The 21,081-nt window shown below is 64.9% G+C and carries 19 protein-coding genes; 14 read left to right on the top strand and 5 right to left on the bottom strand.

Translation table 11 applies throughout. The features are described 5' to 3' along the window. Positions 1-154: 154 nt before the first annotated feature. Entirely contained in the window at positions 155-1,753 is a 1,599-nt protein-coding gene (locus LQG66_RS24015; protein ID WP_231318138.1) for an alpha-amylase family glycosyl hydrolase, read from the bottom strand. Between the two features lie 157 nt (positions 1,754-1,910). On the opposite strand from LQG66_RS24015, the gene LQG66_RS24010 reads away from it, so the two are divergent. Continuing rightward, positions 1,911-2,594: an MBL fold metallo-hydrolase gene (locus LQG66_RS24010; RefSeq protein ID WP_231318137.1), complete on the top strand. Its 684-nt coding sequence runs from the start codon at positions 1,911-1,913 to the stop codon at positions 2,592-2,594. Positions 2,595-2,639: 45 nt separating this feature from the next. On the opposite strand, the gene LQG66_RS24005 is transcribed toward LQG66_RS24010, so the two are convergent. Then, positions 2,640-4,115, bottom strand: a complete 1,476-nt coding sequence (locus LQG66_RS24005; protein ID WP_231318136.1) for an extracellular catalytic domain type 1 short-chain-length polyhydroxyalkanoate depolymerase — start codon at positions 4,113-4,115, stop codon at positions 2,640-2,642. A gap of 450 nt (positions 4,116-4,565) precedes the next feature. Between LQG66_RS24005 and LQG66_RS24000 the strand changes: the two genes are divergently transcribed. After that, complete coding sequence (locus LQG66_RS24000) at positions 4,566-5,804, top strand: LLM class flavin-dependent oxidoreductase (RefSeq protein ID WP_231327912.1); 1,239 nt, start codon at positions 4,566-4,568, stop codon at positions 5,802-5,804. A gap of 89 nt (positions 5,805-5,893) precedes the next feature. Here the strand turns inward: LQG66_RS24000 and LQG66_RS23995 are convergent, their stop codons facing one another. After that, a complete protein-coding gene (locus LQG66_RS23995) occupies positions 5,894-6,358 on the bottom strand; it encodes a MerR family transcriptional regulator (RefSeq protein ID WP_231318135.1) in 465 nt (154 codons plus the stop codon). A gap of 86 nt (positions 6,359-6,444) precedes the next feature. Between LQG66_RS23995 and LQG66_RS23990 the strand changes: the two genes are divergently transcribed. After that, complete coding sequence (locus LQG66_RS23990; protein WP_231318134.1) at positions 6,445-7,161, top strand: hypothetical protein; 717 nt, start codon at positions 6,445-6,447, stop codon at positions 7,159-7,161. Positions 7,162-7,221: 60 nt separating this feature from the next. Then, positions 7,222-7,545: a YnfA family protein gene (locus LQG66_RS23985; protein ID WP_231318133.1), complete on the top strand. Its 324-nt coding sequence runs from the start codon at positions 7,222-7,224 to the stop codon at positions 7,543-7,545. A 266-nt stretch (positions 7,546-7,811) separates the two neighbouring features. Here the strand turns inward: LQG66_RS23985 and LQG66_RS23980 are convergent, their stop codons facing one another. Next, positions 7,812-8,222: a response regulator gene (locus LQG66_RS23980; RefSeq protein ID WP_231318132.1), complete on the bottom strand. Its 411-nt coding sequence runs from the start codon at positions 8,220-8,222 to the stop codon at positions 7,812-7,814. 122 nt (positions 8,223-8,344) lie between these two features. Between LQG66_RS23980 and LQG66_RS23975 the strand changes: the two genes are divergently transcribed. From LQG66_RS23975 to LQG66_RS23965, 3 genes are all read left to right on the top strand, one after another. Continuing rightward, entirely contained in the window at positions 8,345-8,569 is a 225-nt protein-coding gene (locus LQG66_RS23975; RefSeq protein ID WP_231318131.1) for a hypothetical protein, read from the top strand. Between the two features lie 762 nt (positions 8,570-9,331). Then, positions 9,332-9,487, top strand: a complete 156-nt coding sequence (locus LQG66_RS23970) for a hypothetical protein (protein ID WP_231318130.1) — start codon at positions 9,332-9,334, stop codon at positions 9,485-9,487. Between the two features lie 910 nt (positions 9,488-10,397). Further along, complete coding sequence (locus tag LQG66_RS23965; RefSeq protein WP_231318129.1) at positions 10,398-11,774, top strand: cytochrome P450; 1,377 nt, start codon at positions 10,398-10,400, stop codon at positions 11,772-11,774. Positions 11,775-12,009: 235 nt separating this feature from the next. Here the strand turns inward: LQG66_RS23965 and LQG66_RS23960 are convergent, their stop codons facing one another. Continuing rightward, a complete protein-coding gene (locus tag LQG66_RS23960) occupies positions 12,010-12,852 on the bottom strand; it encodes an SDR family NAD(P)-dependent oxidoreductase (RefSeq protein WP_231318128.1) in 843 nt (280 codons plus the stop codon). A 174-nt stretch (positions 12,853-13,026) separates the two neighbouring features. Here LQG66_RS23960 and LQG66_RS23955 point away from each other — a divergent pair, with 174 nt between their 5' ends. The 7 genes from LQG66_RS23955 to LQG66_RS23925 all read left to right on the top strand — a co-directional run bounded on the left by LQG66_RS23955 (position 13,027) and on the right by LQG66_RS23925 (position 20,919). Beyond that, the gene (locus LQG66_RS23955) at positions 13,027-13,989 is read left to right on the top strand and encodes a sensor histidine kinase (RefSeq protein WP_231318127.1); all 963 of its coding nucleotides are present in this window, start codon (positions 13,027-13,029) and stop codon (positions 13,987-13,989) included. Between the two features lie 191 nt (positions 13,990-14,180). After that, entirely contained in the window at positions 14,181-15,959 is a 1,779-nt protein-coding gene (locus LQG66_RS23950; protein ID WP_231318126.1) for a putative bifunctional diguanylate cyclase/phosphodiesterase, read from the top strand. Positions 15,960-16,101: 142 nt separating this feature from the next. Further along, the gene (locus LQG66_RS23945; RefSeq protein WP_231318125.1) at positions 16,102-17,295 is read left to right on the top strand and encodes a substrate-binding domain-containing protein; all 1,194 of its coding nucleotides are present in this window, start codon (positions 16,102-16,104) and stop codon (positions 17,293-17,295) included. 66 nt (positions 17,296-17,361) lie between these two features. Then, positions 17,362-18,126 carry an ABC transporter ATP-binding protein gene (locus tag LQG66_RS23940; protein ID WP_231318124.1) on the top strand — a complete coding sequence of 255 codons (765 nt, stop codon included), beginning with the start codon at positions 17,362-17,364 and terminating at the stop codon, positions 18,124-18,126. Continuing rightward, positions 18,123-18,845 carry an ABC transporter ATP-binding protein gene (locus tag LQG66_RS23935; protein ID WP_231318123.1) on the top strand — a complete coding sequence of 241 codons (723 nt, stop codon included), beginning with the start codon at positions 18,123-18,125 and terminating at the stop codon, positions 18,843-18,845. Before LQG66_RS23940 ends, LQG66_RS23935 begins: the two co-directional genes overlap by 4 nt. After that, complete coding sequence (locus LQG66_RS23930; protein WP_231318122.1) at positions 18,842-19,852, top strand: branched-chain amino acid ABC transporter permease; 1,011 nt, start codon at positions 18,842-18,844, stop codon at positions 19,850-19,852. Before LQG66_RS23935 ends, LQG66_RS23930 begins: the two co-directional genes overlap by 4 nt. After that, complete coding sequence (locus LQG66_RS23925; RefSeq protein ID WP_231318121.1) at positions 19,849-20,919, top strand: branched-chain amino acid ABC transporter permease; 1,071 nt, start codon at positions 19,849-19,851, stop codon at positions 20,917-20,919. The genes LQG66_RS23930 and LQG66_RS23925 overlap by 4 nt, the downstream gene beginning before the upstream one ends. The last annotated feature ends 162 nt before the right edge of the window (positions 20,920-21,081 follow it).

Raw genomic sequence — 21,081 nt, 5'->3', positions numbered from 1 at the left:
ATGGCGAAGACTCGGAGTTGCCATCCTGCCTCAAACGCTGCCCGGGGAGTATGGGTCCCGGGTCGGCGCGCGCCGGCGCAATGCGCCGACGTGCTTGCCCGGGACGACACTGAATGTGGGACACGACGTCGACTTGCACTCAGTTGCCAATTCGCTAAATCGCCTTCCCGATCACCACGCCCTCATTGCCGCGGAGATCAAGCGTGCCGTCGATCCTTTCGCCGTCACGGTCGAGCCAGGTCGACAGCAGGATCTCGCCGTCGAGGCCGCGGCCTTCGGTCGCGATCGCGACCGGCTCGTCGCCGAGATTGAGCGCGACCGTGATGACCTCGCCGTCGTCTTCGCGGCGATAGAGCAGGAGATCGCCCTGCGCCGCGACCGGCCGATAGCGGCCGGTGACCAGCGCCCGATGCGTCTTCCGCATCCGGATCAGCGCGCGGTAGAGATTGAGGATCGAGCGCCGGTCGGCGCTGAGATTGACCACGTTCTCATGGGTGAAATCATCGGCCACCGGCAGCCACGGCACGGCCTGGGTGAAGCCGGCCTGCGGCAGCGCGCTCCATTGCATCGGGGTGCGGCAGCCGTCGCGGCCGACGCCGATGCCGGGCACGTTCCTCTCGAACGGATCGCGCACCTCGCCCGGTGCGATCTCGACCTGGTGCATGCCGATCTCGTCGCCGTAATAGAGCGTCGGCGTGCCGCGCAAAGTCAGCAGCAGCATCGCTGCGACACGCGGCTGGTCGGGCCCGACGCGGCTCGCCACCCGCGGCCGGTCGTGATTGCCGAGCACCCAGTTCGGCCAGGCGCCGGGCGGCAGCGCCGCCTCGTAGTCGGCGATGATCGCCTCGATCTCGCGCGCGTGCCAGGGTGCCGACAGCAGCGCGAAATTGAACGGCAGATGCGCGCCGGTCAGGTCCTTGCCGTAATAGGTCATGAGGCGCTCGACCGGCAGATAGATCTCTCCGATCAGGACGCGATCGTCGAACTCGTCGATCACCGCGCGCATCTCGGCCACGACCTCGTGCACTTCTGGCCGATCGGCGGAGTAGCGCGAGAGGATCTGCTCGTGCGGCGGCCGGCCGCCGTGATAGTCTGGATTCGCCGGGTTGTCGCGAAACTGCGCGTCCTTGATCAGGTGCCAGATCACGTCGACGCGAAAGCCGTCGACGCCCTTGCGCAGCCAGAACCGCATCACGTTGTAGATCGCGGCACGCACCTGCGGATTGCGCCAGTTCAGGTCGGGCTGCTGCGCCAGGAAGGCGTGATAGTAGTACTGCGCGGTCTTGGAATCGAACGCCCAGGCGCCGCCGCCGAATTCCGACAGCCAGTTGTTCGGCGGCCCGCCATCGGGAGCCGGATCGCGCCAGATGTACCAGTCGCGGTGCGGATCGTCGCGCGCGTGTCGCGCCTGCAGAAACCACGGATGCTGATCGGAGGTGTGGTTCGGCACGAGGTCGAGGATCACCTTGAGGCCGCCGTCATGCGCAGCCTTCACCAGCGCGTCGAAATCCTCCATCGTGCCGTACAAGGGATCGATGCCGGTGTAGTCGGCGATGTCGTAGCCGAAATCGGCCATCGGCGAGGTGAAGATCGGCGACAGCCAGATCGCGTCGACGCCGAGCGTCAGCAGATGCGGCAGGCGATGGATGATGCCGGTGAGATCACCGACGCCGTCGCAATCGCTGTCCTGGAACGAGCGCGGATAGATCTGGTAGAAAATGCCCTCGCGCCACCAGGCGCCACGTTCCGCCATCTCGACCACTTTCCTGCTCCTCGACGTGCGGCTCCAACGCCGGAACCGGCGGCAGGTTCACAAACGGCGCGCCATGGCGATCCGCACCCGCGTTTCAGGCCGCCGCACCGCCGTGTTTTTCGCTTGGCGCGTTGCGAAAAATCGGCATGCTGGCGCCATGACCCAATCGAGCGACAGCGAACCCGAAAAGACCAAGGCCAAGGCCGGCGCGATGATCGTGCCGGTCACGCCATTCGAGCAGAACTGCACCGTGCTGTGGTGCGAGGCGACCCGCAAGGCGGTCGTGATCGATCCCGGCGGCGACGTGCCCAACATCCGCGAGGCGATCGCCAAGGCCGGTGTCACCGTCGAGAAGATCTGGTTGACGCATGGTCATATCGATCATGTCGGCGGCGCGGCCGAGCTGCGCGACGCGCTGAAGGTGCCGATCGAAGGCCCACATGTCGCTGACAAGTTCCTGCTCGACAATGTCGTGGCCAGCGGCGCGCGCTTCGGCATCACAGGCGTGCGCGACTTTGCGCCGGATCGCTGGCTCGAGGAGGGCGACCGGGTCGAGATCGGCGAGCTCGCCTTCGACATTTTCCATTGCCCCGGACATTCGCCGGGCAGCGTCGTGTTCTTCAACAAGGAGATGCGCTTCGCCCATGTCGGCGACGTCCTGTTCAACGGCTCGGTCGGCCGCACCGACCTGCCCGGCGGCAGCCACGAGACGCTGATCAGGTCGATCACGCAGAAGCTGCTGCCGCTCGGCGACGACGTCGGCTTCATCTGCGGCCACGGCGCCGGATCGAGCTTCGGCCAGGAGCGGATGACGAACCCGTTCCTGACAGGAGAATTCTGACCCGCCCGTCCAGCGCCAATTCTGATTGGCTGCGGGTTCGCGCGTCTACTTCAGGCCGGCCGCCTGCAGGGCGCGATCGATCACGGCGGCGACATCGATGGTCCGGCGCCGCGGCCTGCCGGCCGCGCCATTGCCGCTGATCGAGGCTTCAATCGTCCTCGCATCCAACGGCTTCGGCTCCGCGGGCCTGGAGACGGCCACAAGCTTGGACTCCGGCTTCTGGTCCGGCCTGGGCTTTGCCGCTTTCCGCGGCTCGGATGCCGGCTCCTGATGCTCGACCTTGGGCTGCGGGACCACGGCGGATGCCGGTGCAGAAAGCAACATGCCGGTCGGCGATACTCTGGGCTCGACCGCTTTGATGTGGGCTGGCTTGACGTCGACCGGCTCCGCAGCGGGCGACGGCACGTCCGCCGCGCGCCGCAAGATCTTGGTCAAGGCCGGTACAGCCGAGATCGGCGACACCTGCGGGATCAGCTTTGTGCTCGGCGACGTCGTGGCCGCCTTGAGCGGACGAATCCAGTCGGTGACGCCGAAGAATTTCGCGATGTGATAGGACGACGAGATGCCGGCCTCGAGCAGGAACGGCCCCGCCTTGCCATAGCGCTTGTCGTTGGCCGCGATCCCGATCGGCGTGCCATGCGCCATGTTGGTGATGGTGTAGGACTCGACGATCGGTTCGCCGTCGTCATTCCACCACTGCTGACGCGGATAGCCGTCCACGACGGTTTTGGCCATCGGTGCCAGCGGCAGATGATGCAGGTCCAGCCACTGCTTGACGATCTCGCCGGCATTGTCCGGGTGCACCGTGTAGTCGGCGGTGCCGTGCCACACCGACAGCTTCGGCCATTTGCCGCGATGGTGCGAGGCGCGGCGGACGAGATCGCCGAGCTCGCCGGCGGGGCGCGCCGGCGGCATCCGCATCTGCAGGATCGCATCGCGCATGTTGCGGGCGGTGCCGAACGGCAGGCCGGCAATGATCGCGCCGGCCGCGAACAATTCGGGATGCGCCGACAGCACCGCCATGGTCATCGCGCCGCCGGCCGACAGGCCGGTGACGTAGATGCGGCGTGGATCAATGGCGCAATCCGCCACCATGCGCGCGATCATCTCGCGGATCGAGGCGACCTCGCCCTGGTCGCGGGTGATATCCTCGGACTGAAACCAGTTGAAGCAGCGCTGCGGATTGTTCACGCGCTGCTGCTCCGGCAACAGCAGCGCGAAGCCGAAATGCTTGGCGAGCGTCGACCAGCCCGCGCCGAGATCATACTCGGCGGCGCCCTGCCCGCAGCCATGCAGCACGACCACGAGCGGCGCCAACGGCTGGCGCTGCGCCGGCACATAGGCGAACATCTTCAGCCGGCCGGGATTGCTGCCGAAGCTCTCGATTTCGATCAGCGGACACTCGGGCGCGGGACGCGACTGGCGATGGAAATCGGCAAATCCGGTGATACCGTTCAGCTCCCGCAGCCGTCGCAAATACTCAACATTTTCGGCGAGGGACAACGGCAGCTCCTTCGGCATTCACATATTCACGTCAGCGGGTAGACAATCCACCATCACCCAGATGGTTGCTGCAGTGCAAAAGAAAAAGCCCGCAGCGTCGCGGAGGTCAGCAATTTGATTGCGAATTTCGTTCTTGCTGCGATCTAAATGCCACGCGTGACGCGCTGCATGACATTAAAGCGATCGAAAAGTGATAGGGACGCACTGATATCGCCGACAGCTTGAACATGAGAGGTCGCGCAACCGGTAGAGGTGAGGGCCGCAATTCTACTGATCATCCTCCTCGGCGAATCGCGAATCGGCCATCGTCACGCGAAGTCTGCGCATCGATCCCCGATCAGTAAACAACAAATGGCAGGCATGCACCGATCAGCGATCGCACCAAGGCGATTGCCTCGAAAGGATGCGCCAACTAGCCTGATCGCCAAGCACGATCAACAAACAACCAAATTCCGTCGGGAGAAACACATGGCGCGGCTCAAATTCGGCGCTTTCCTCGCTCCGCATCATCCGATCGGCGAGCACCCGATGCTGCAATTCCGCCGCGACCTCGATCTCGTCGCGCAGCTCGACGAGCTCGGCTATGACGAGTTCTGGTGCGGCGAGCATCATTCCTCGGGCTGGGAGATGATCGCTTCGCCCGAGATGTTTCTCGCCGCCGCCGGCGAGCGCACCAGGCGCATCAGGCTCGGCACCGGCGTCATCTCACTGCCCTACCATCATCCCTACAACGTCGCGCAGCGGATGGTGCAGCTCGATCACATGACCGGCGGCCGCGCCATCTTCGGCTCGGGCCCCGGCGCGCTCGCCTCCGATGCGCACACGCTGGGCATCGATCCGATGACGCAGCGCGACCGCCAGGACGAGGCGATCAGCATCATCCGTCGGCTGTTCAACGGCGAGCGCGTCACGGCGAAGAGCGACTGGTTCACGATGAACGACGCGGCCTTGCAGATCCTGCCGCTGCAGGAGGAAATGCCGTTCGTCGTGGCGTCGCAGATTTCGCCGTCCGGCATGACGCTCGCCGGCAAATACGGCATCGGCATCATCTCGCTCGGCTCGATGTCGACGCAGGGGCTGATGGCGCTGCCGCAGCAATGGGAGTTCGCCGAGGACGCCGCGAAGAAGCACGGCACCAATGTGAGCCGGGCGAACTGGCGCGTGTTGCTGTCCTGGCACATCGCCGAGACGCGCGAGCAGGCGCGCCGTGAGGCCGGCCCCGGCCTGATGCGCTGGCACAACGAGTATATCGTCGGCACCTTGATGCGTCCGGGCCTGCAGGCGTTCTCGTCGCCCGACGAGGCTGTCGACAAGACCGCCTTCGTCGACGGCGCGGCGGCGACGATCGGCACGCCCGATGATCTGGTGAAGACGATCAAGAACCTGATGCAGGTATCCGGCGGCGTCGGCCACATCATCGGCTTCGTGCACGACTGGGCCAATCCGGAAAATACGCGGCGCAGCTGGGACATGGTCGCACGCTACGTGGTGCCGGAGATCAACGGCTACATCGACGGCCTGCGCCGCTCGCAAACGTTCGTGATCGAGAACCGCGACATCTTCGAGCGCGCCGGACAAGCCGTGATGGCCAAGATCATGGACAATGACAAGGCCGCCGCCGCGCTGGCGCGGACCGGGCCCGGCCGGGTCGCGATCCCGGCGGTGAATGCGCCCGACCTCCAGGAGGCGGCGAAGCGGAAAGCATAGGACGTCGGGTGGGCGCGCTGCTCCGTTCTCGCGTCGGCGATTATCGGCAGCGCGGTGGCCGAGGAGCCGCTGCGACACAGCGCAAGCGGCTAGGAGCACGCGCCGGACTTCGCACGTCCTGACGACGTGCGGGACACGCGGGGTCGTGCCTTGGAGAGATCATCGAGGATCACGCATTCGGGGCCCGGCCCGCCCGCGCAGGACGCGTCGCAGCTCACGATGAGGGCGGCGATGCTGCGCTCGAGCGCCTTCAACTCGGCGAGCTTGGCACGCACGGTCTGAAGATGCTCCTGCGCGAGATCGCGCGCATCGGCACATGAGCTCTTAGGATCTCGACCGAGCGCGACGAGCTCGCGCACCTGGCCGATCGAGAAGCCGAACTCCCGACAGCGCCGGATGAATGTCAGGCTCCTGACGTCGGCCTCGCCATAGATGCGCTGGTTGCCGGCCTGGCGACCGGCGGACGGCAGCAGCCCGATCTCTTCGTAGTATCGGATCGTGGGCGCGCTGGTGCCGGTCTGCCGCGCGAGCGCTCCGATCTTCAAGGGTTTCATCGAGGCTGATCCGTGCGATTTTTCCGCTTGAAGCTCAAGCTACTTGAGCATGTACGGTCGCGGCAACTCACATCAGGGAGATGCCGATGTCGATCGTTGAAATCCTACCCGTCGCCTGCACGCTGAGCTCCGGAGAGACGAGGGATCGTCTCACTTCGATCGCCAAGCTCAACAAGGACGCGCTGCTCGACCATCGGCGCGAGGATCTGGTGCTGAGGCTGACCTACGCACCCGAGGCGCGATCACGGGTGCGGGAGATGGTGCGCGGCGAGCAGACATGCTGCGCATTCCTCCGGTTCGATCTCGTGGACTCCGCGCGCGACATCCGTTTGACGATCACGGCTCCGGAGGACGCGCGCGGTGCCGCGGACGAATTGTTCGCGGCATTCTTAGTAAATGCGCCGGCATCGCCGGCTTCGGGGCCTTCCTGCGCATGTTCGACAGCAAAGCCGGCGAAGGAGCCGCCCGGCGCACGGGCCGCCGGCGCCACCGCCATGACCTTGTCGACGAGCGCGGTCGCGTGCGGAGCGTGCTGCGTTCTGCCGTTCGCGCTGCCGGCGAGCGTTCTTGCCGGCACCGGCTCGGTGCTGGCGACGCTCGTCCACATGCAATGGTGGATCACGGTGCTCGCCGTGCTGTCCGTGACGGGCGCGTGGGGCTGGCTGGCCTGGCAGATGCGCCGGACTGGACGCAAGCCGACGACAATGACACTGGTGATGATGACGGCCTCGACCGTGCTCATGACGGCTTCGCTGATGTGGCCGCTGATCGAAAAGCCGCTCATCCGCGCGCTTCGCGCGTGATGGCAGCCCAGCGACCTGCTGCCTTGAACGGCAGCGGATCCTGTGGAAGCGTCGATCGCCATGAGGACTGGACTCATCTACGTCTGCGCCGCGATCGCGGAGATCGCGGGCTGCTTCGCCTTCTGGGGTTGGCTGCGGCTGGGGAAACCCGTCTGGTGGCTGCTTCCTGGACTGCTGTCGCTCATCGCTTTCGCATCTCTGCTGACGCTGGTCGAAAGCGACGCGGCGGGTCGCGCCTACGCCACCTATGGCGGGATCTACATCGCGGCGTCGCTCGTGTGGCTATGGGCGATCGAGGGCGCGCGCCCGGACCGATGGGATCTCACCGGCGCCTGTTTCTGCCTGATAGGAGCAGCTATCATCCTGTGGGGCCCAAGGGCCTAGCGAACGGAGATCACGGGGCCAATCGCACGCGCAGATGCCTGGCGTCTCTTGATACGGTAATCCGTGGGGCGGGTGAGCGGAGCATCACCGTCGCATGCTCGGGGTCGAGCAAGATGTCACCTCGTGAGGCCGTCGTCAGAAGCCGGATGGCCGGGACAAGCCGGCCATGACGACGTGGCAACAGACGGGTGCAAAGCTCCGAGCGCCATAGGCGACAGCCTGATTCCGCAGGGAGCGGTAGCCGTCGGGCAACACGGGCGTTGCCGTTACCTCACCGCCGCGACCAGCCTCTCGCAATCGGCAATCGTCGCGATCTGCCGCAGTGTCTCGCGCAGGGCCGCCAGGTCGACGGGCTTCTGGAACTGCGGATGGACGACGAGCCCAAGAACGGTCGCGAGGCGCACATGCTCGTCGCGTGTGCCGTCCTCTGCGCCGCTGATGAAGATCACCGGGGTGCGTGATTTCATCTCGTTGAGCAGCAGCAGGATGTCTGCCCCGCAGCGCTCACCGAGCGACAGATCCAGGGTGATGCAGTCGAAGGTCCGCGCGCGCAGCACCTCGGCCGCGGCCTCGACAGAGGTCACGCAGGTCGCCTCATATCCGCACTGAGCGGCGATCTTGCGAAGGATCGAGAGATGAACTTCCGCATCTTCGATCACCAGCAACTGATTGCTCATGCTCTTGCCTCGTTGCCTCTTGGCCAGACGTCCGGTGCGGCCGTTCCTAGACGGCGCCGATGGCCGGGGGGTAAAGATTTGGGTCGGTGGATTTACGGGTCGTTCATTTGGTCCCGGCGACAATGACCGTCGACGGTTCGGACGTCGGCGTGGTGAATTTCAACTTGTCAGATGCTGCCATCGTCAACCAATCTCGGAATGCCGAGATGGTCGGCGACGTCTCGCTGTTCCGGAGCATCGATCACCTGGCTGCGTGGGCAGAGCCTGGCGACGTGAGGAACCGTGAATACTTTGCTTACACTTGTCCGGACAAGGACTTGATCTTAACGTCGAGACTGATCGGGTGATCATCACGAAGGTCGACAAGAACGGAGCGTTCTTCGGGCATGTGAGACGATTACTCGAAGTGACCGCCAAGCATGTGTTGAAGGGACATGCCCAGGATGCTGTGATCGAATCAAACTAGATCGCCTGTCGATTAGAGAGCTTGCGGATTTGATCGGCTTCACGCGATAGGCCCTGTCGACGGAGCAGGTTCATCAGGTGTCGTCCCGGGCAAGCCTCCGTCAGCGCGCAGCGCTGCGCGGAGGCACCGACCCGGGACCATAATCCCGGGGCGGCGCTTCGAGGCACGATCGCAACGACGAGTCCTCGTCCCATAGCCGCCTGTGGCTATGGATCCCGGCTCTGCGCCGGGCCATCGCTATCGCGACGTCAGGCTTGGCCGGGATGACAGCGGATATTTGAGACAGCCTGACGCTTGACGACGGGGATCTGGCTGGGGGCCAGAGGCCATGCTGCTCCCCTGACATCTGTGTCCCGACGGCAACGGGCAGAGCCCCGGGTTGATGGTCAGCAACATCGAGGGTCGCCTGCTGACGCCGGTCGACCACTCGCCAGCATTTGGTCGCAGTCTGATCTGCGCTCCTTGAGGCGCCGGCGGCCGCGTGGCGGACATCAGCGATCGGGCGTCAAGAGAATTTTCTTAATCTTAGCCTGCTATGCTCGCGGCAAATCGAGCACGGCCTGCAAGGGACAGCTCGCGCGTATGATGCGTCAGGCAGCCCGCCGTCTCGACCCGGCGGGCTTTTCCGTGGGAAAGGTCGCCGATGTCACTCTCCTCAGCCAAGAACTACGCGCTGCGCGCCGAACGGTCGCAGGATCCCAAGGAGGCCGCCGACCTCCTGGCAAAAGCGATCCTGGAGCTGGCGGCCTCGATCGAGGCAACCGACGCCAAGGTGAAGAAGATCAACAAGTCGAGCTGATGGTCTTTGCGTCCGCGCCAAGACGCGTGACGGGCTTCTGGCGGCGGGGCCTCTCCGTCTCGAAAGATGATCCGCCGATCCTGCTTCGATCGATGGCCGGATATCGCGGGGTCGCTCACCAGCGACAACGGAAGTCGATGACGCCCGTCAGACCCGACGGGCAAATCACTCCCGGCAAAGCACCTTCGAGCAAGTGAGATTTCACCGCGCCGGCCCAACCGATCACGCGTCAACTGCCATTAGAACAGCGCACGAAAAAGCTCGTTTCACGAACCGCCTCAATGACATCACCCATGTCCAGTCCTTCCGGCAGAAATAATCTTCTTTCGTTTTATCGGAATTCATGATTGTCTGTCGCCGTCCCGTCTCGATACGAGGGGCGCTTCGCGGTCGTCACGAACGTTGAGGCGGGATGCGGTGGGCGTGTCGATGTTGCAGCGTGGGGCGATCCTGCGCCGACGAACAGCAGCGATGCGCACGGTCAAGTCGCGTGGTCCTGACACCCCGATGCTGGTGTTACGCTTGCGGCGACGCTCACGCGTCGCGCGGGCAACGGTGGCCAGAAAGCCCGGCGCACCGGGGAGAACGCGAAGCAGCCGTCAAAACCATCGCGCGGGGAATGCCGGGTGTTCTCGGCTGAACCTGTGGTTCCTGCCGCCTGCATTTTTTTCGCAGGCGGGCCATGGGTGCGGCCAGCGCCCGGCATTCCCCGTGCCCTCTGTCTGGAAGAGGGCGGGAATATTCCATCCCTCGGACGCATCAGCGCGCCGCGAGATCGCGAACGCTTGCGCTGCAACGAGGCTGTGATGACAATCACCCGCAATGAGTATTGCATGACAGCTGCAACCGCTTTTGAATGCAGGGCCGGCGCCTTGCCGCGCCCCGGCGCCCCCGAGAACGGAGCTCCCGCATGTCGATGCAAAATGTGGCCTCTCCCGCATTCAGCCTGACGCCGCCGCGGCGCAACACGCTGACGCATATCCCCGGCGACGAGGGCTGGCCGATCATCGGCAAGACGTTCGAGGTGCTGGCCGACCCCAAGGGGCACGTCGAACGCAACGCCCGGAAATATGGCCCCGTCTATCGCAGCCACATGTTCGGCGACGTCAATGTCGTGCTGCTCGGACCCGAGGCCAACGAGCTCGTGCTGTTCGACCAGGCCAAGCTGTTCTCCTCGGCGCATGGCTGGGGCCATATTCTCAACCTGTTGTTTCCGCGTGGCCTGATGCTGCTCGATTTCGACGAGCACCGGATGCACCGCAAGGCGCTCTCGGTCGCCTTCAAGGCCGGGCCGATGAAGTCCTATCTCGCCGGCCTCGACCGCGGCATCGCCGCGCGCGTCGCGCAGTGGAAGCAAGCTCCCGGCGAGATGCTGTTCTATCCTGCGATCAAGCAGCTGACGCTGGATCTCGCTGCGACCTCTTTTCTCGGCACCGAGATCGGGCCGGAGGTCGATGCCATCAACCGCGCCTTCGTCGACATGGTCGCGGCGGCGGTGGCGCCGATCCGCCGGCCGCTGCCCGGAACCCAGATGGCGCGCGGCGTCAAGGGCCGCCAGCGTATCGTCACCTATTTCTCCGAGCAGATCCCGCTGCGCCGCGCCAGGAGCGACGGCGACGATTTGTTCTCGCAGCTGTGTCGCGCCACCGACGACCAGGGCGCACTGCTGTCGACGCAAGACATCGTCGACCACATGAGCTTCCTGATGATGGCGGCGCACGACACGCTGACCTCGTCGCTGACCTCGTTCGTCGCCCAGCTCGCCGCGCATCCGGAGTGGCAGCAGAAGCTGCGCGACGAAGTCGCAAGCCTCGGCCTCGCCGAGAGTGATCCGATGAGCTCGGAGCATCTGGAGAAGATGAAGTTGACCGAGATGGCGTTCCAGGAGACCTTGCGGCTGATGCCGCCGGTGCCGTCGCTGCCACGCCGGCCGGTCAGGGACTTCACCTTCATGGGCTATGCGATCCCGGCCGGCACCGGAATCGGCATCAACCCGATGTACACGCACCACATGGCGGAGATCTGGCCCGAGCCCGAGCGGTTCGACCCGATGCGCTTCACCGACGAGGCCCAGCGTGGCCGCCACCGCTTCGCCTGGGTTCCGTTCGGCGGCGGCGCCCATATGTGCCTCGGCCTGCACTTCGCCTACATGCAGGTGAAATGCTTTGCACGGCACTTCCTTGCCAACATCGAGGTCTCGTTCCCGCCGAACTATCAGCCGAGCTGGCAGGTGTGGCCGATCCCGAAGCCGCGCGACGGATTGAAGGTGATTGTGAAGGCAGTGTGATCACGGTGCATCCTCGGGCCGGACGTATCCGTATGAGGCCGACAGCCCATCGCCACGAGGAGCACCGCCAATTAGTTGCTCGTCATGCCCGGGCTCGTCCCGGGCATCCACGTCGATCCAAGGGCGCCGGACGACGTGGATGGCCGGGACAAGCCCGGCCATGACGACGCGGAGAGAGCGGGTCAAACACACAACTTCAGATCGAGCGGCAGACGAAATACCAAAACCCCGGCCTCTACTCCACCGCATCCCCCAGCAGCTTGCGCATCGCGGCATAGCCCTGCTGCTGCTGGCTCCAGTTGCGGCCGCCGGTGATGGCGCCGTCGACGACGAGATCATGGCCGTTGATGAAGCCGGATTCGTCGCTGGCGAGAAACACGGCGGCATGGGCGATATCATCGGGCAGGCCGGCACGCGGGATCGGCTGCGCCGTCGCATAGGCGTTGCGGATCGTCTCCGGCGTCTTCTCGGCGGCCTCCGTCGACAGCCCCAGCGCCTTGCCGAAGATGCCGGTCGCGATCAGTCCCGGCGAGATCGAGTTGACGCGGACGCCGGACTCGCCGAGCTCCATCGCCACGCATTTGGTGAGATGGATCACCGCGGCCTTCGCCGTGCTGTAGACCAGCGAGGTCGAATAGCCCGCGAGGCGCCCGGCGATCGAGCCATTGTTGATGATGCTGCCGGCGCCCTGCGTCTTCATGTGAGGCGCGGCGTACTTCATCCCCAGCATCACGCTGCGCACCAGCACCGCCATGGCCTGATCGAAACGATCAGCATCGAGGCCCTCGATGCCCCCGGTCTGCGCCGGTCCGCCGGCATTGTTGAACAGGCAATCCAGCCGGCCGAAGCGCTCGACCGCGAGATCGATCAGCGCGCGCATCTGCTCGTCGACGGTGACGTCCGTCTGGCGGAATACGCAGACGTCGCCGAGACGGCGCGCCAGCGCCTCACCCTCGTGGCTGCGGCGGCCGGCGATGATCACCTTCGCGCCCTCGGCGACGAAGATTTCCGCTGTCCGCAGACCGATGCCGCTGGTCGCTCCCGTGATCACGGCAACCTTGCCGTCAAGTCGTCCCATTCCCTGATCCTCTTATTGGTCGATTGTAAAGTGCGCTCGGACGCGCCAGTTTCGCCTCGGAACCATCATCCCGCGCGCCGAATTGCAACACAAGCAAGACGGCTTCCATCAACCGGACAAATTACCGCCACCCCGGCCTTAATTTGGTTGCGCGGTTGGGGCTCATGGACGGCCATGACGCGACTCATCGATGACATCAAGCAAATCTGGCACGGCGAGCTGCAGCCCTCATTGGCCTGGAGCGGCACATTCGCAACGCTGTGCCTGGTCGTCGCGACCGCGATCCGATTCGGCATGGCGCATCTGCGCCCCGACGTGTTCTTCACACCCTACATCCCCGCGGTTTTCTTCGCCACCGCGATAGGAGGATCAGCCGTCGGCATCGCCACGGCGATGATAGGCGCGACGCTCGGGCTGGTGCTCGATTTCGGCGGCGGTCCGGTCGATGCGGCAAAGGTGGCGCTGATGGCCTTGTATCTCACCGTGTCGGCCCTTGTGATCTGGGGCGCTGGCCACTACCGCAGCCTCGCGGTCAAGCAGCGCGAGATCGCCAGGCGCCTGACCGAGGAGGAGCAGTATCGCAAGCTGCTGGTCGACGAGCTGCATCACCGGCTGAAGAACAAGACCTCGACGATCCACGCGGTGCTGCATCAGGTGCTGCACGACCAGCCGCAGGTCTGGAGCAGTATCGACAAGCGTATCCGCGCGCTCGCGACCGCCGACGATCTGATCGCGCGGGTCGACGGACAGGGGTGCGATCTGAAGGACCTCCTGATGTCGGAGCTCGGGCCCTATGGCCACGTCCGCTTCGAGCTCAACGGCGGCGCGCTGTTCGTTCCGGCCAAGCTCGCCGTCAGTTTCGCCCTGATCTTCCACGAGCTCGCGACCAATGCCGGCAAATACGGCGCCTTCGCCTCGCCGCGCGGCTTCCTGCAGGTCTCATGGACGATGCAGGAGGATCGCCTCAAGCTGACCTGGGACGAGACCGAGGGCCCGCCGGTCGATCACATCGGCAAGCCCGGTTTCGGCACCAAGCTGCTGAATGCCGCCTTGTCGGCGTTCGACGGCAAGATCGAGACCACGTTCCTGAAGACGGGTATCCACTGCACCATGCAGTGCCGGGTGCCGCCGAACTGAACGGCCGGCCGGGCGGCCGATTTGGCATACGACTTTCGCAGTAGGCCATCGGACGCGTATCTGGCCGCATTGAGGATCCGTTAATGATGCCGCGCCTCAAAGTCCCGCCATTTCCAATACTTGGCTTACGGGTTCCGTGTTTCTACGTAGCGCTTAACTAAAATGAAGCGGGAACTTCGCACAATCGGCGCATGTACAGTAGCGACCGATTCAACTTTTCTGACGATGCATCAGAGGGCCTTGGCACGGCCGAGGCCGAGCTGCGCTTCCTGCGCGGCGTCCTCCGGCAGCTTCCGGCGGGCGTTACGGTTCAGGACGAGCACGGTCGTTTTCTCCTGGTCAATGACGCGGCATCGATTCAGCTCGGCGCTGCAGCCAACAGCGCCGACCGCGTGTCGGCGCCGCATCTCGACAGCAGGCGCGCGGCGTGTCGCGAGCTGCTCGCGCAAGGCCGGACCGTGATTGCCGAGGAAAAAGTGGCCGGCGAGCGCGGCGCGCAGACATTGCTGACCGCCCATCGGCCGGCCCGGATCGGCGAGCAGCGCGTCCTCATTTCCAGCTCGGCCGACATCAGCGAGCAGAAGGACTTCGAGGACCAGTTGTTCCGCGCGGCCTATTATGATGAATTGACCGGCCTGCCGATGCGCCGTGTGGTCGAGCATCGCGCCGACAATCTGGTCCGGCGCGGCCGGATCGAGGGACGCTTCGCGCTCGCCTTCCTCGATCTCGACAACTTCAAATACATCAACGACTATTACGGCCACGCCACCGGCGACGCGATGCTGGTCGAACTCGCCAAGCGCATCAGCCGGGATCTGCGCGAATCGGATCTGTTGTCGCGCATCAGCGGCGATGAGTTCCTGCTGCTGTTGCATCCGATCGAGCGGGCCGAGGAGGTCGCCGAATTCCTGCAGGGTCTGCTGCACCGCCTGAACGCGCCATTCTTCATCGATGGCGCGGAGGTGTTCGCCTCCGCCTCCGTCGGGGTCAGCCTCTATCCCGAGCACGGCGCGAGCTACGACGTGCTGCGCCAGAACGCCGATCTCGCGATGTACCGCGTCAAGAACAGCGGCAAGGGAGCGCTGGCGTTCTTCTCGAGCGCGATGGAGCACGAGGCGCTCGCGCGCATGAAGGTCGAGCAGTCGCTGCGGCTCGCCATTCTCGAGAAGCGCTTCTGCTGCGCGTTTCAGGCCAAGGTCGACATCCGCACCGAGGAGATCAAGGGCATCGAGGCGCTGGTGCGCCTGCGCGACAATGAGGGTGTGATCCAGGCTCCCGGATCCTTCATCAATCTCGCCGTCGAGCTCGGCCTGATCGACGAGCTCGCGCATCTGGTGCTGGACGAGATCGTCAAATCGATCGATCTGATCAATGACACCTTCGGACACGAGGCGACGATCAGCATCAACGTCGCGGCCAAGCAGGCTTCGAATCCGGATTTCATGCAGCCCTTCGCCCAGGCGATCGAGGCGACTGGATTCCCGAAGCGGTTCATGATCGAGGTCACCGAGGACGCGTTCGTGACCCGCAGCCATTTCCAGGACGAGATCGTGCCGCTGTTGCGCAGGATCGGCGTCGGCATCTCGATCGATGATTTCGGCATCGGCTATTCGTCGCTGTCGGCGCTCGCCGATATCACCGCCGACGAGATCAAGATCGACCGCTCGTTCATCACCGACATCCATAAGCGGCCGCGCAGCCAGGGCATCCTGCGCGCGATCGAGTCGCTGAGCGAAGCGCTCGGCATGACCGTCATCGCGGAAGGCATCGAGTCGTTCGAGGAGCTCGCCTATCTGCAGGCGGCAACCAAGATTCGCTACGCGCAGGGCTACTACTTCTCGCGTCCGATCTTTCTCGAGGAGCTGAAGCCGGCGATCCCGATTGCAAGCGAAGCGCGCATGAGCCTGGCCAGTCGCCCTGTGCAGGAAAACCGGCAGGCTTACGCGCGCAGCAGCCGCTATCGGCGCTGAAATCAAGTCAGAACAGGGGAAGCACGCTAGTCAGCACAAAGGATGAGCGATCCTCGACTGCCGCCGAAAGCGCCTTGACCCGGCCCGAGCCTGCACACTATCAGTTGCAGACAACAGCCGCAGGTAGCTGGGAGGAACGCCCGTGCGAACGTCACATATTTTCAAAGGCATTGTTTCATCTCTGACTGCAGCCCTGCTGGCGACCGCCGCGCAGGCCGATGATCTGAAAATCGCTCTCATCTACGGCAAGACCGGCCCTCTTGAGGCCTATGCCAAGCAGACCGAAGCCGGCCTGCGCCTGGGCTTCGAATACGCCACCAAGGGCACCAACACGATCGACGGTCGCAAGATCGTCATCATCACCAAGGACGACCAGGGCAAGCCCGATTTGTCGAAGGCCGCGCTTTCGGAGGCCTATCAGGACGACGGCGCCGACATCGCGATCGGCACGACGTCGTCGGCCGCGGCGCTCGCCGACCTGCCGGTCGCCGAGGAGAACAAGAAGATCCTGATCGTCGAGCCGGCGGTGGCCGACCAGATCACCGGCGAGAAGTGGAACCGCTACATCTTCCGCACCGGCCGCAATTCGTCGCAGGACGCCATCTCCAACGCGGTCGCGATCGGCAAGCCCGGCGTAACCGTCGCTACGCTCGCCCAGGACTACGCGTTCGGCCGCGACGGCATCGCCGCTTTCAAGGAGGCGCTGGCCAAGACCGGCGCCACGCTGGCGGCGGAGGAGTATGTGCCGACCACGACGACCGACTTCACGGCCGTGGCCCAGCGGCTGTTCGATGCGCTGAAGGACAAGCCGGGCCGCAAGATCATCTGGATTCTGTGGGCAGGTGCCGGCGATCCGCCAGGCAAGCTGCAGGACATGGACCCCAAGCGTTACGGCATCGAGCTGTCGACCGGCGGCAACATCCTGGCGGCGCTGGCCGCCTACAAGCGGCTGCCGGGCATGGAAGGCGCCACCTATTACTACTATGACATTCCCAAGAACCCGGTGAATGACTGGCTGGTGTCCGAGCACCAGAAGCGCTTCAATGCGCCGCCTGACCTGTTCACCGCCGGCGGCTTCTCGGCCGCGATGGCCGTCGTCGCCGCCGTGACCAAGGCCAAGTCGACCGACAGCGAGAAGCTGATCGCGGCGATGGAGGGCATGGAGTTCGACACCCCGAAGGGCAAGATGATCTTCCGGAAGGAAGATCACCAGGCGCTGCAAAGCATGTATCACTTCCGCGTCAAGGTCGACCCGAACCTCGCCTGGGCCGTCAACGAGCCGGTGCGCGAGATCAAGATCGACGAGATGAGCATCCCGATCCGCAACAAGCGCTAGACGCTGACATCCGTGCCCGGCCCCCGCGCCGGGCACGTTCGCATCGGCAATCATTCAGCTGGCGACATGACCCTCACTCTCGAAACCCGCGATCTCACCATCCGATTCGGCGGCCATGTCGCGGTCAACGGCGTCAGCTGCAGCTTCCGGCCGGGTGAGCTCACTGCGATCGTCGGTCCCAACGGCGCCGGCAAGACCACCTATTTCAACCTGATCTCCGGCCAGTTGCCCGCCTCTTCCGGCTCGATCCAGTTCGACGGCAAGGACATCACCCATCTCTCCGCGCCGCTGCGCACCCGCGCCGGTCTCGGACGCGCCTTTCAGCTCACCAATCTATTCCCCAATCTCAGCGTCGAGGAGAATGTCCGCTTGGCCGTCCAGGCGCAGAGCGGCGTGCATTACGACCTTCTCCGGCCATGGATGGCGCGGCGCGACCTGATTGCCCGCGCCGATGCGATCCTCGACAAGGTCGCGCTCGGCGGCCGCCGCAGCATCACCGCAACCACGCTGTCGCATGGCGACCAGCGCAAGCTCGAGGTCGCGCTGATGATGGCTCTGGAGCCCAAGGTTTACATGTTCGACGAGCCGACCGCCGGCATGAGCATCGACGAGGTGCCGGTCGTGCTCGACCTCATCGCCCAGCTGAAGCAGGACAAGAGCAAGATCATCCTGCTGGTCGAGCACAAGATGGACGTCGTCCGCTCGCTCGCCGACCGCATCATCGTGCTGCATAACGGGCAGCTCGTCGCCGACGGTAACCCGGCCGAGGTCATCGCCTCGCCGATCGTGCAGGAAGCCTATCTCGGCGTCGCGCCGCGGAGTGCTGCATGAGCGCGCTTCTGAAGCTGTCGGGCGTCCAGACCTATATCGGCCGCTATCACATCCTGCAGGGCGTCGCCTTCGACGTGCCGGAAGGGCAGACCACGATGCTGCTCGGCCGCAACGGCGCCGGCAAGACCACGACGTTGCGAACGATCATGGGGCTGTGGCAGGCCAAGAGCGGAACGATCTCGCTCGCCGACGAGCCGATCGAGAAGCTCGCGACGCCCGACATCGCGCAGCGCGGCGTCGGCTATGTGCCCGAGAGCATGGCGGTGTTCTCCGATCTCACCGTCAAGGAGAACCTGGTGCTGGCGGCGCGCAACGGCCCGCTCGACGATGCCCAGCTCACCTGGATCTTCGGCTTCTTCCCGGCCCTGAAGAAATTCTGGCTGTCGCGCGCCGGCAGCCTATCCGGCGGCCAGAAGCAGATGCTGTCGATTGCCCGTGCGATCGTCGAGCCGCGCAAGCTGCTCCTGATCGACGAGCCGACCAAGGGCCTCGCGCCGGCGATCGTGGTGTCCCTGATCGAATGCCTCAAGGAGATCAAGCGCCGTGGTGCCACCATCCTGCTGGTCGAGCAGAATTTTCATGCCGCGCGCGAGCTCGGCGACCAGGTGCTGGTGATGGACAACGGTACCATCGTCCATCGCGGCGACATGGCGGCGCTCGCTGCGGACGTGCCGCTGCAGGAGCGCCTGCTCGGCCTCAGCCTGGAGGCGCACCAATGAGCGATCTCGCGGCAACCGACGCGCTGCCGAAACCGAAGCGCGACATCGCACCCTTGCTGCTGCCGGTCGTGCTGGCGCTGCTGATGATCCCGCTGGTCGGCTCGGCGAGCTCATGGATCACGCTGACGGTCGCGAGCCTGGCGATGGGCATGATGATCTTCATCATGGCCTCCGGACTTACGCTCGTGTTCGGGCTGATGGACGTGCTCAATTTCGGCCACGGCGCCTTCATCGCGGTCGGCGCCTATGTCGCGACCTTGGTGCTGCTGCCGCTGGCGAGCTGGGCGCAGGCCGACTCGCTGCTGACCAACCTCGCCGTCCTCGTTCCGGCAGCGCTGCTGTCGATGGGCGTGACCGGCGCGCTCGGCCTCGTCGTGGAGCGCGTGCTGGTGCTGCCGGTGTATGGCCAGCATCTGAAGCAGATCCTGATGACGACCGGCGGCCTCATCGTCGCCGAGCAGACACTCTATGCGCTGTTCGGCCCGCAGATCATTCCCATGTCGCTGCCCACGGCGCTGCGCGGCTCATTCATCATCGGCGACGTCGCGATCTCGAAATACCGGCTGCTGGCGATGCTGGTCGGCTTCTCAATCTTCGTCGCCATCGAGCTGGTGCTGAACCGCACCAAGATCGGGCTCCTGATCCGTGCCGGAGTGGAGAATCGCGAGATGGTCGAGGCGCTCGGCTATCGCATCCGCCGCCTGTTCCTCGGCGTGTTCATGACGGGCTCGGCGCTGGCCGGGCTCGGCGGCGTGATGTGGGGACTCTATCGCGAGCAGGTCCATGCCTCGATCGGCGACGAGCTCACCGTGCTCGTGTTCATCGTCGTCATCATCGGCGGGCTCGGCTCCATCACCGGCTGCTTCATCGGCGCGGTCATGGTCGCCATGGTCGCCAACTATGGCGGCTTCCTGGTGCCGAAACTCGCCCTTGTCTCCAACATCCTGCTGATGGTCGCCGTACTGATGTGGCGACCGCGCGGCCTCTATGCGGTGACCAGCCGATGATGATCCTGTCCGGCGATCCGCCCCGCAGCCGCGCGCTGTCCGTCCTGCTCGTCGTCATCATCCTGGCGCTGCTGGCGACACCCTTCATCTTCCCCGGCGCCAAGGCGCTCAACGTCGCCGCCAAGATCTGCATCTTCGCGGCGCTGGTCGCGTCCTACGACCTGCTGCTCGGCTACACCGGCTCGGTGTCGTTCGCGCACACCATGTTCTACGGCATCGGCTCCTACGCGATCGCGATCGCGCTCTACGGCCTCGGCCCCAGCTGGAGCTCCGTGGCGGTGGCCGTCGCGGCCGGCCTGCCGCTCGCCCTGCTGCTGGCGCTCGCGATCGGCCTGTTCTCGCTGCGCGTCGAGGCGATCTTCTTCGCGATGATCACGCTCGCCATCGCCTCCGCCTTCCTGGTGCTGGCGTCGCAATTGTCGTGGCTGACGGGCGGCGAGGATGGCCGCAGCTTCCAGCTGCCGGAGCTGCTGCGCCCGGGCACCGTGTTCATCAGCAAGGAATGGTTCGGCTTCCCCGTCAACGGCCGTATCCTGACTTATTACATCGTGCTGTCCGCCTGCGCGTTGATGGTCCTGATGCTGCTCCGCGTCGTGAATTCGCCGTTCGGCAGGGTCCTGCAGGCGATCCGCGAGAACCGCTTCCGCGCCGAGGCGCTCGGCTATCGCACCGTCTTTCACCTCACCTATGCCAACTGCGTCGCGGCCATGATCGCGGCCGGCGCGGGCATGTTGAACGCGCTCTGGCTGCGCTATGCCGGCCCCGATACGTCGCTCAGCTTCTCGATCATGCTCGATATCCTCCTGATGGTGGTGATCGGCGGCATGGGCACGATCTATGGCGCCGTCATCGGCGCGGCGATCTTCATCCTGGCGCAGAACTATCTCCAGGCCCTGATGGGTATCGCCTCGACCGCCGCGGCCGATGCCGGGCTGCCGCTGCTGCCTGGCCTCTTGCACCCCGACCGCTGGCTGCTGTGGCTGGGTCTCCTGTTCATCGCCAGCGTCTATTTCTTCCCGACCGGCGTCGTCGGCCGCCTCCGCAACAAACCGGGTGCAACAGGCTGAGTTGCAACTCTCCTTAGGTACCTGCGCGGGCCCGCCTTCAGGGCAGCGGCGGTTGCGGTATTCCCGTGCAGCTACTCCCGTTGTCCGCGAAGTTTCCGCGCGCGCTTAAGCCACGGCTAACCGCGTTTCCTAACCGCTCCGGCACCAGTGCCTTGTTATCAA

It is taken from the genome of Bradyrhizobium ontarionense (assembly GCF_021088345.1).
In the GTDB taxonomy this organism is placed as follows: domain Bacteria; phylum Pseudomonadota; class Alphaproteobacteria; order Rhizobiales; family Xanthobacteraceae; genus Bradyrhizobium; species Bradyrhizobium ontarionense.
This window is presented reverse-complemented; position numbering and strand designations above follow the sequence as displayed.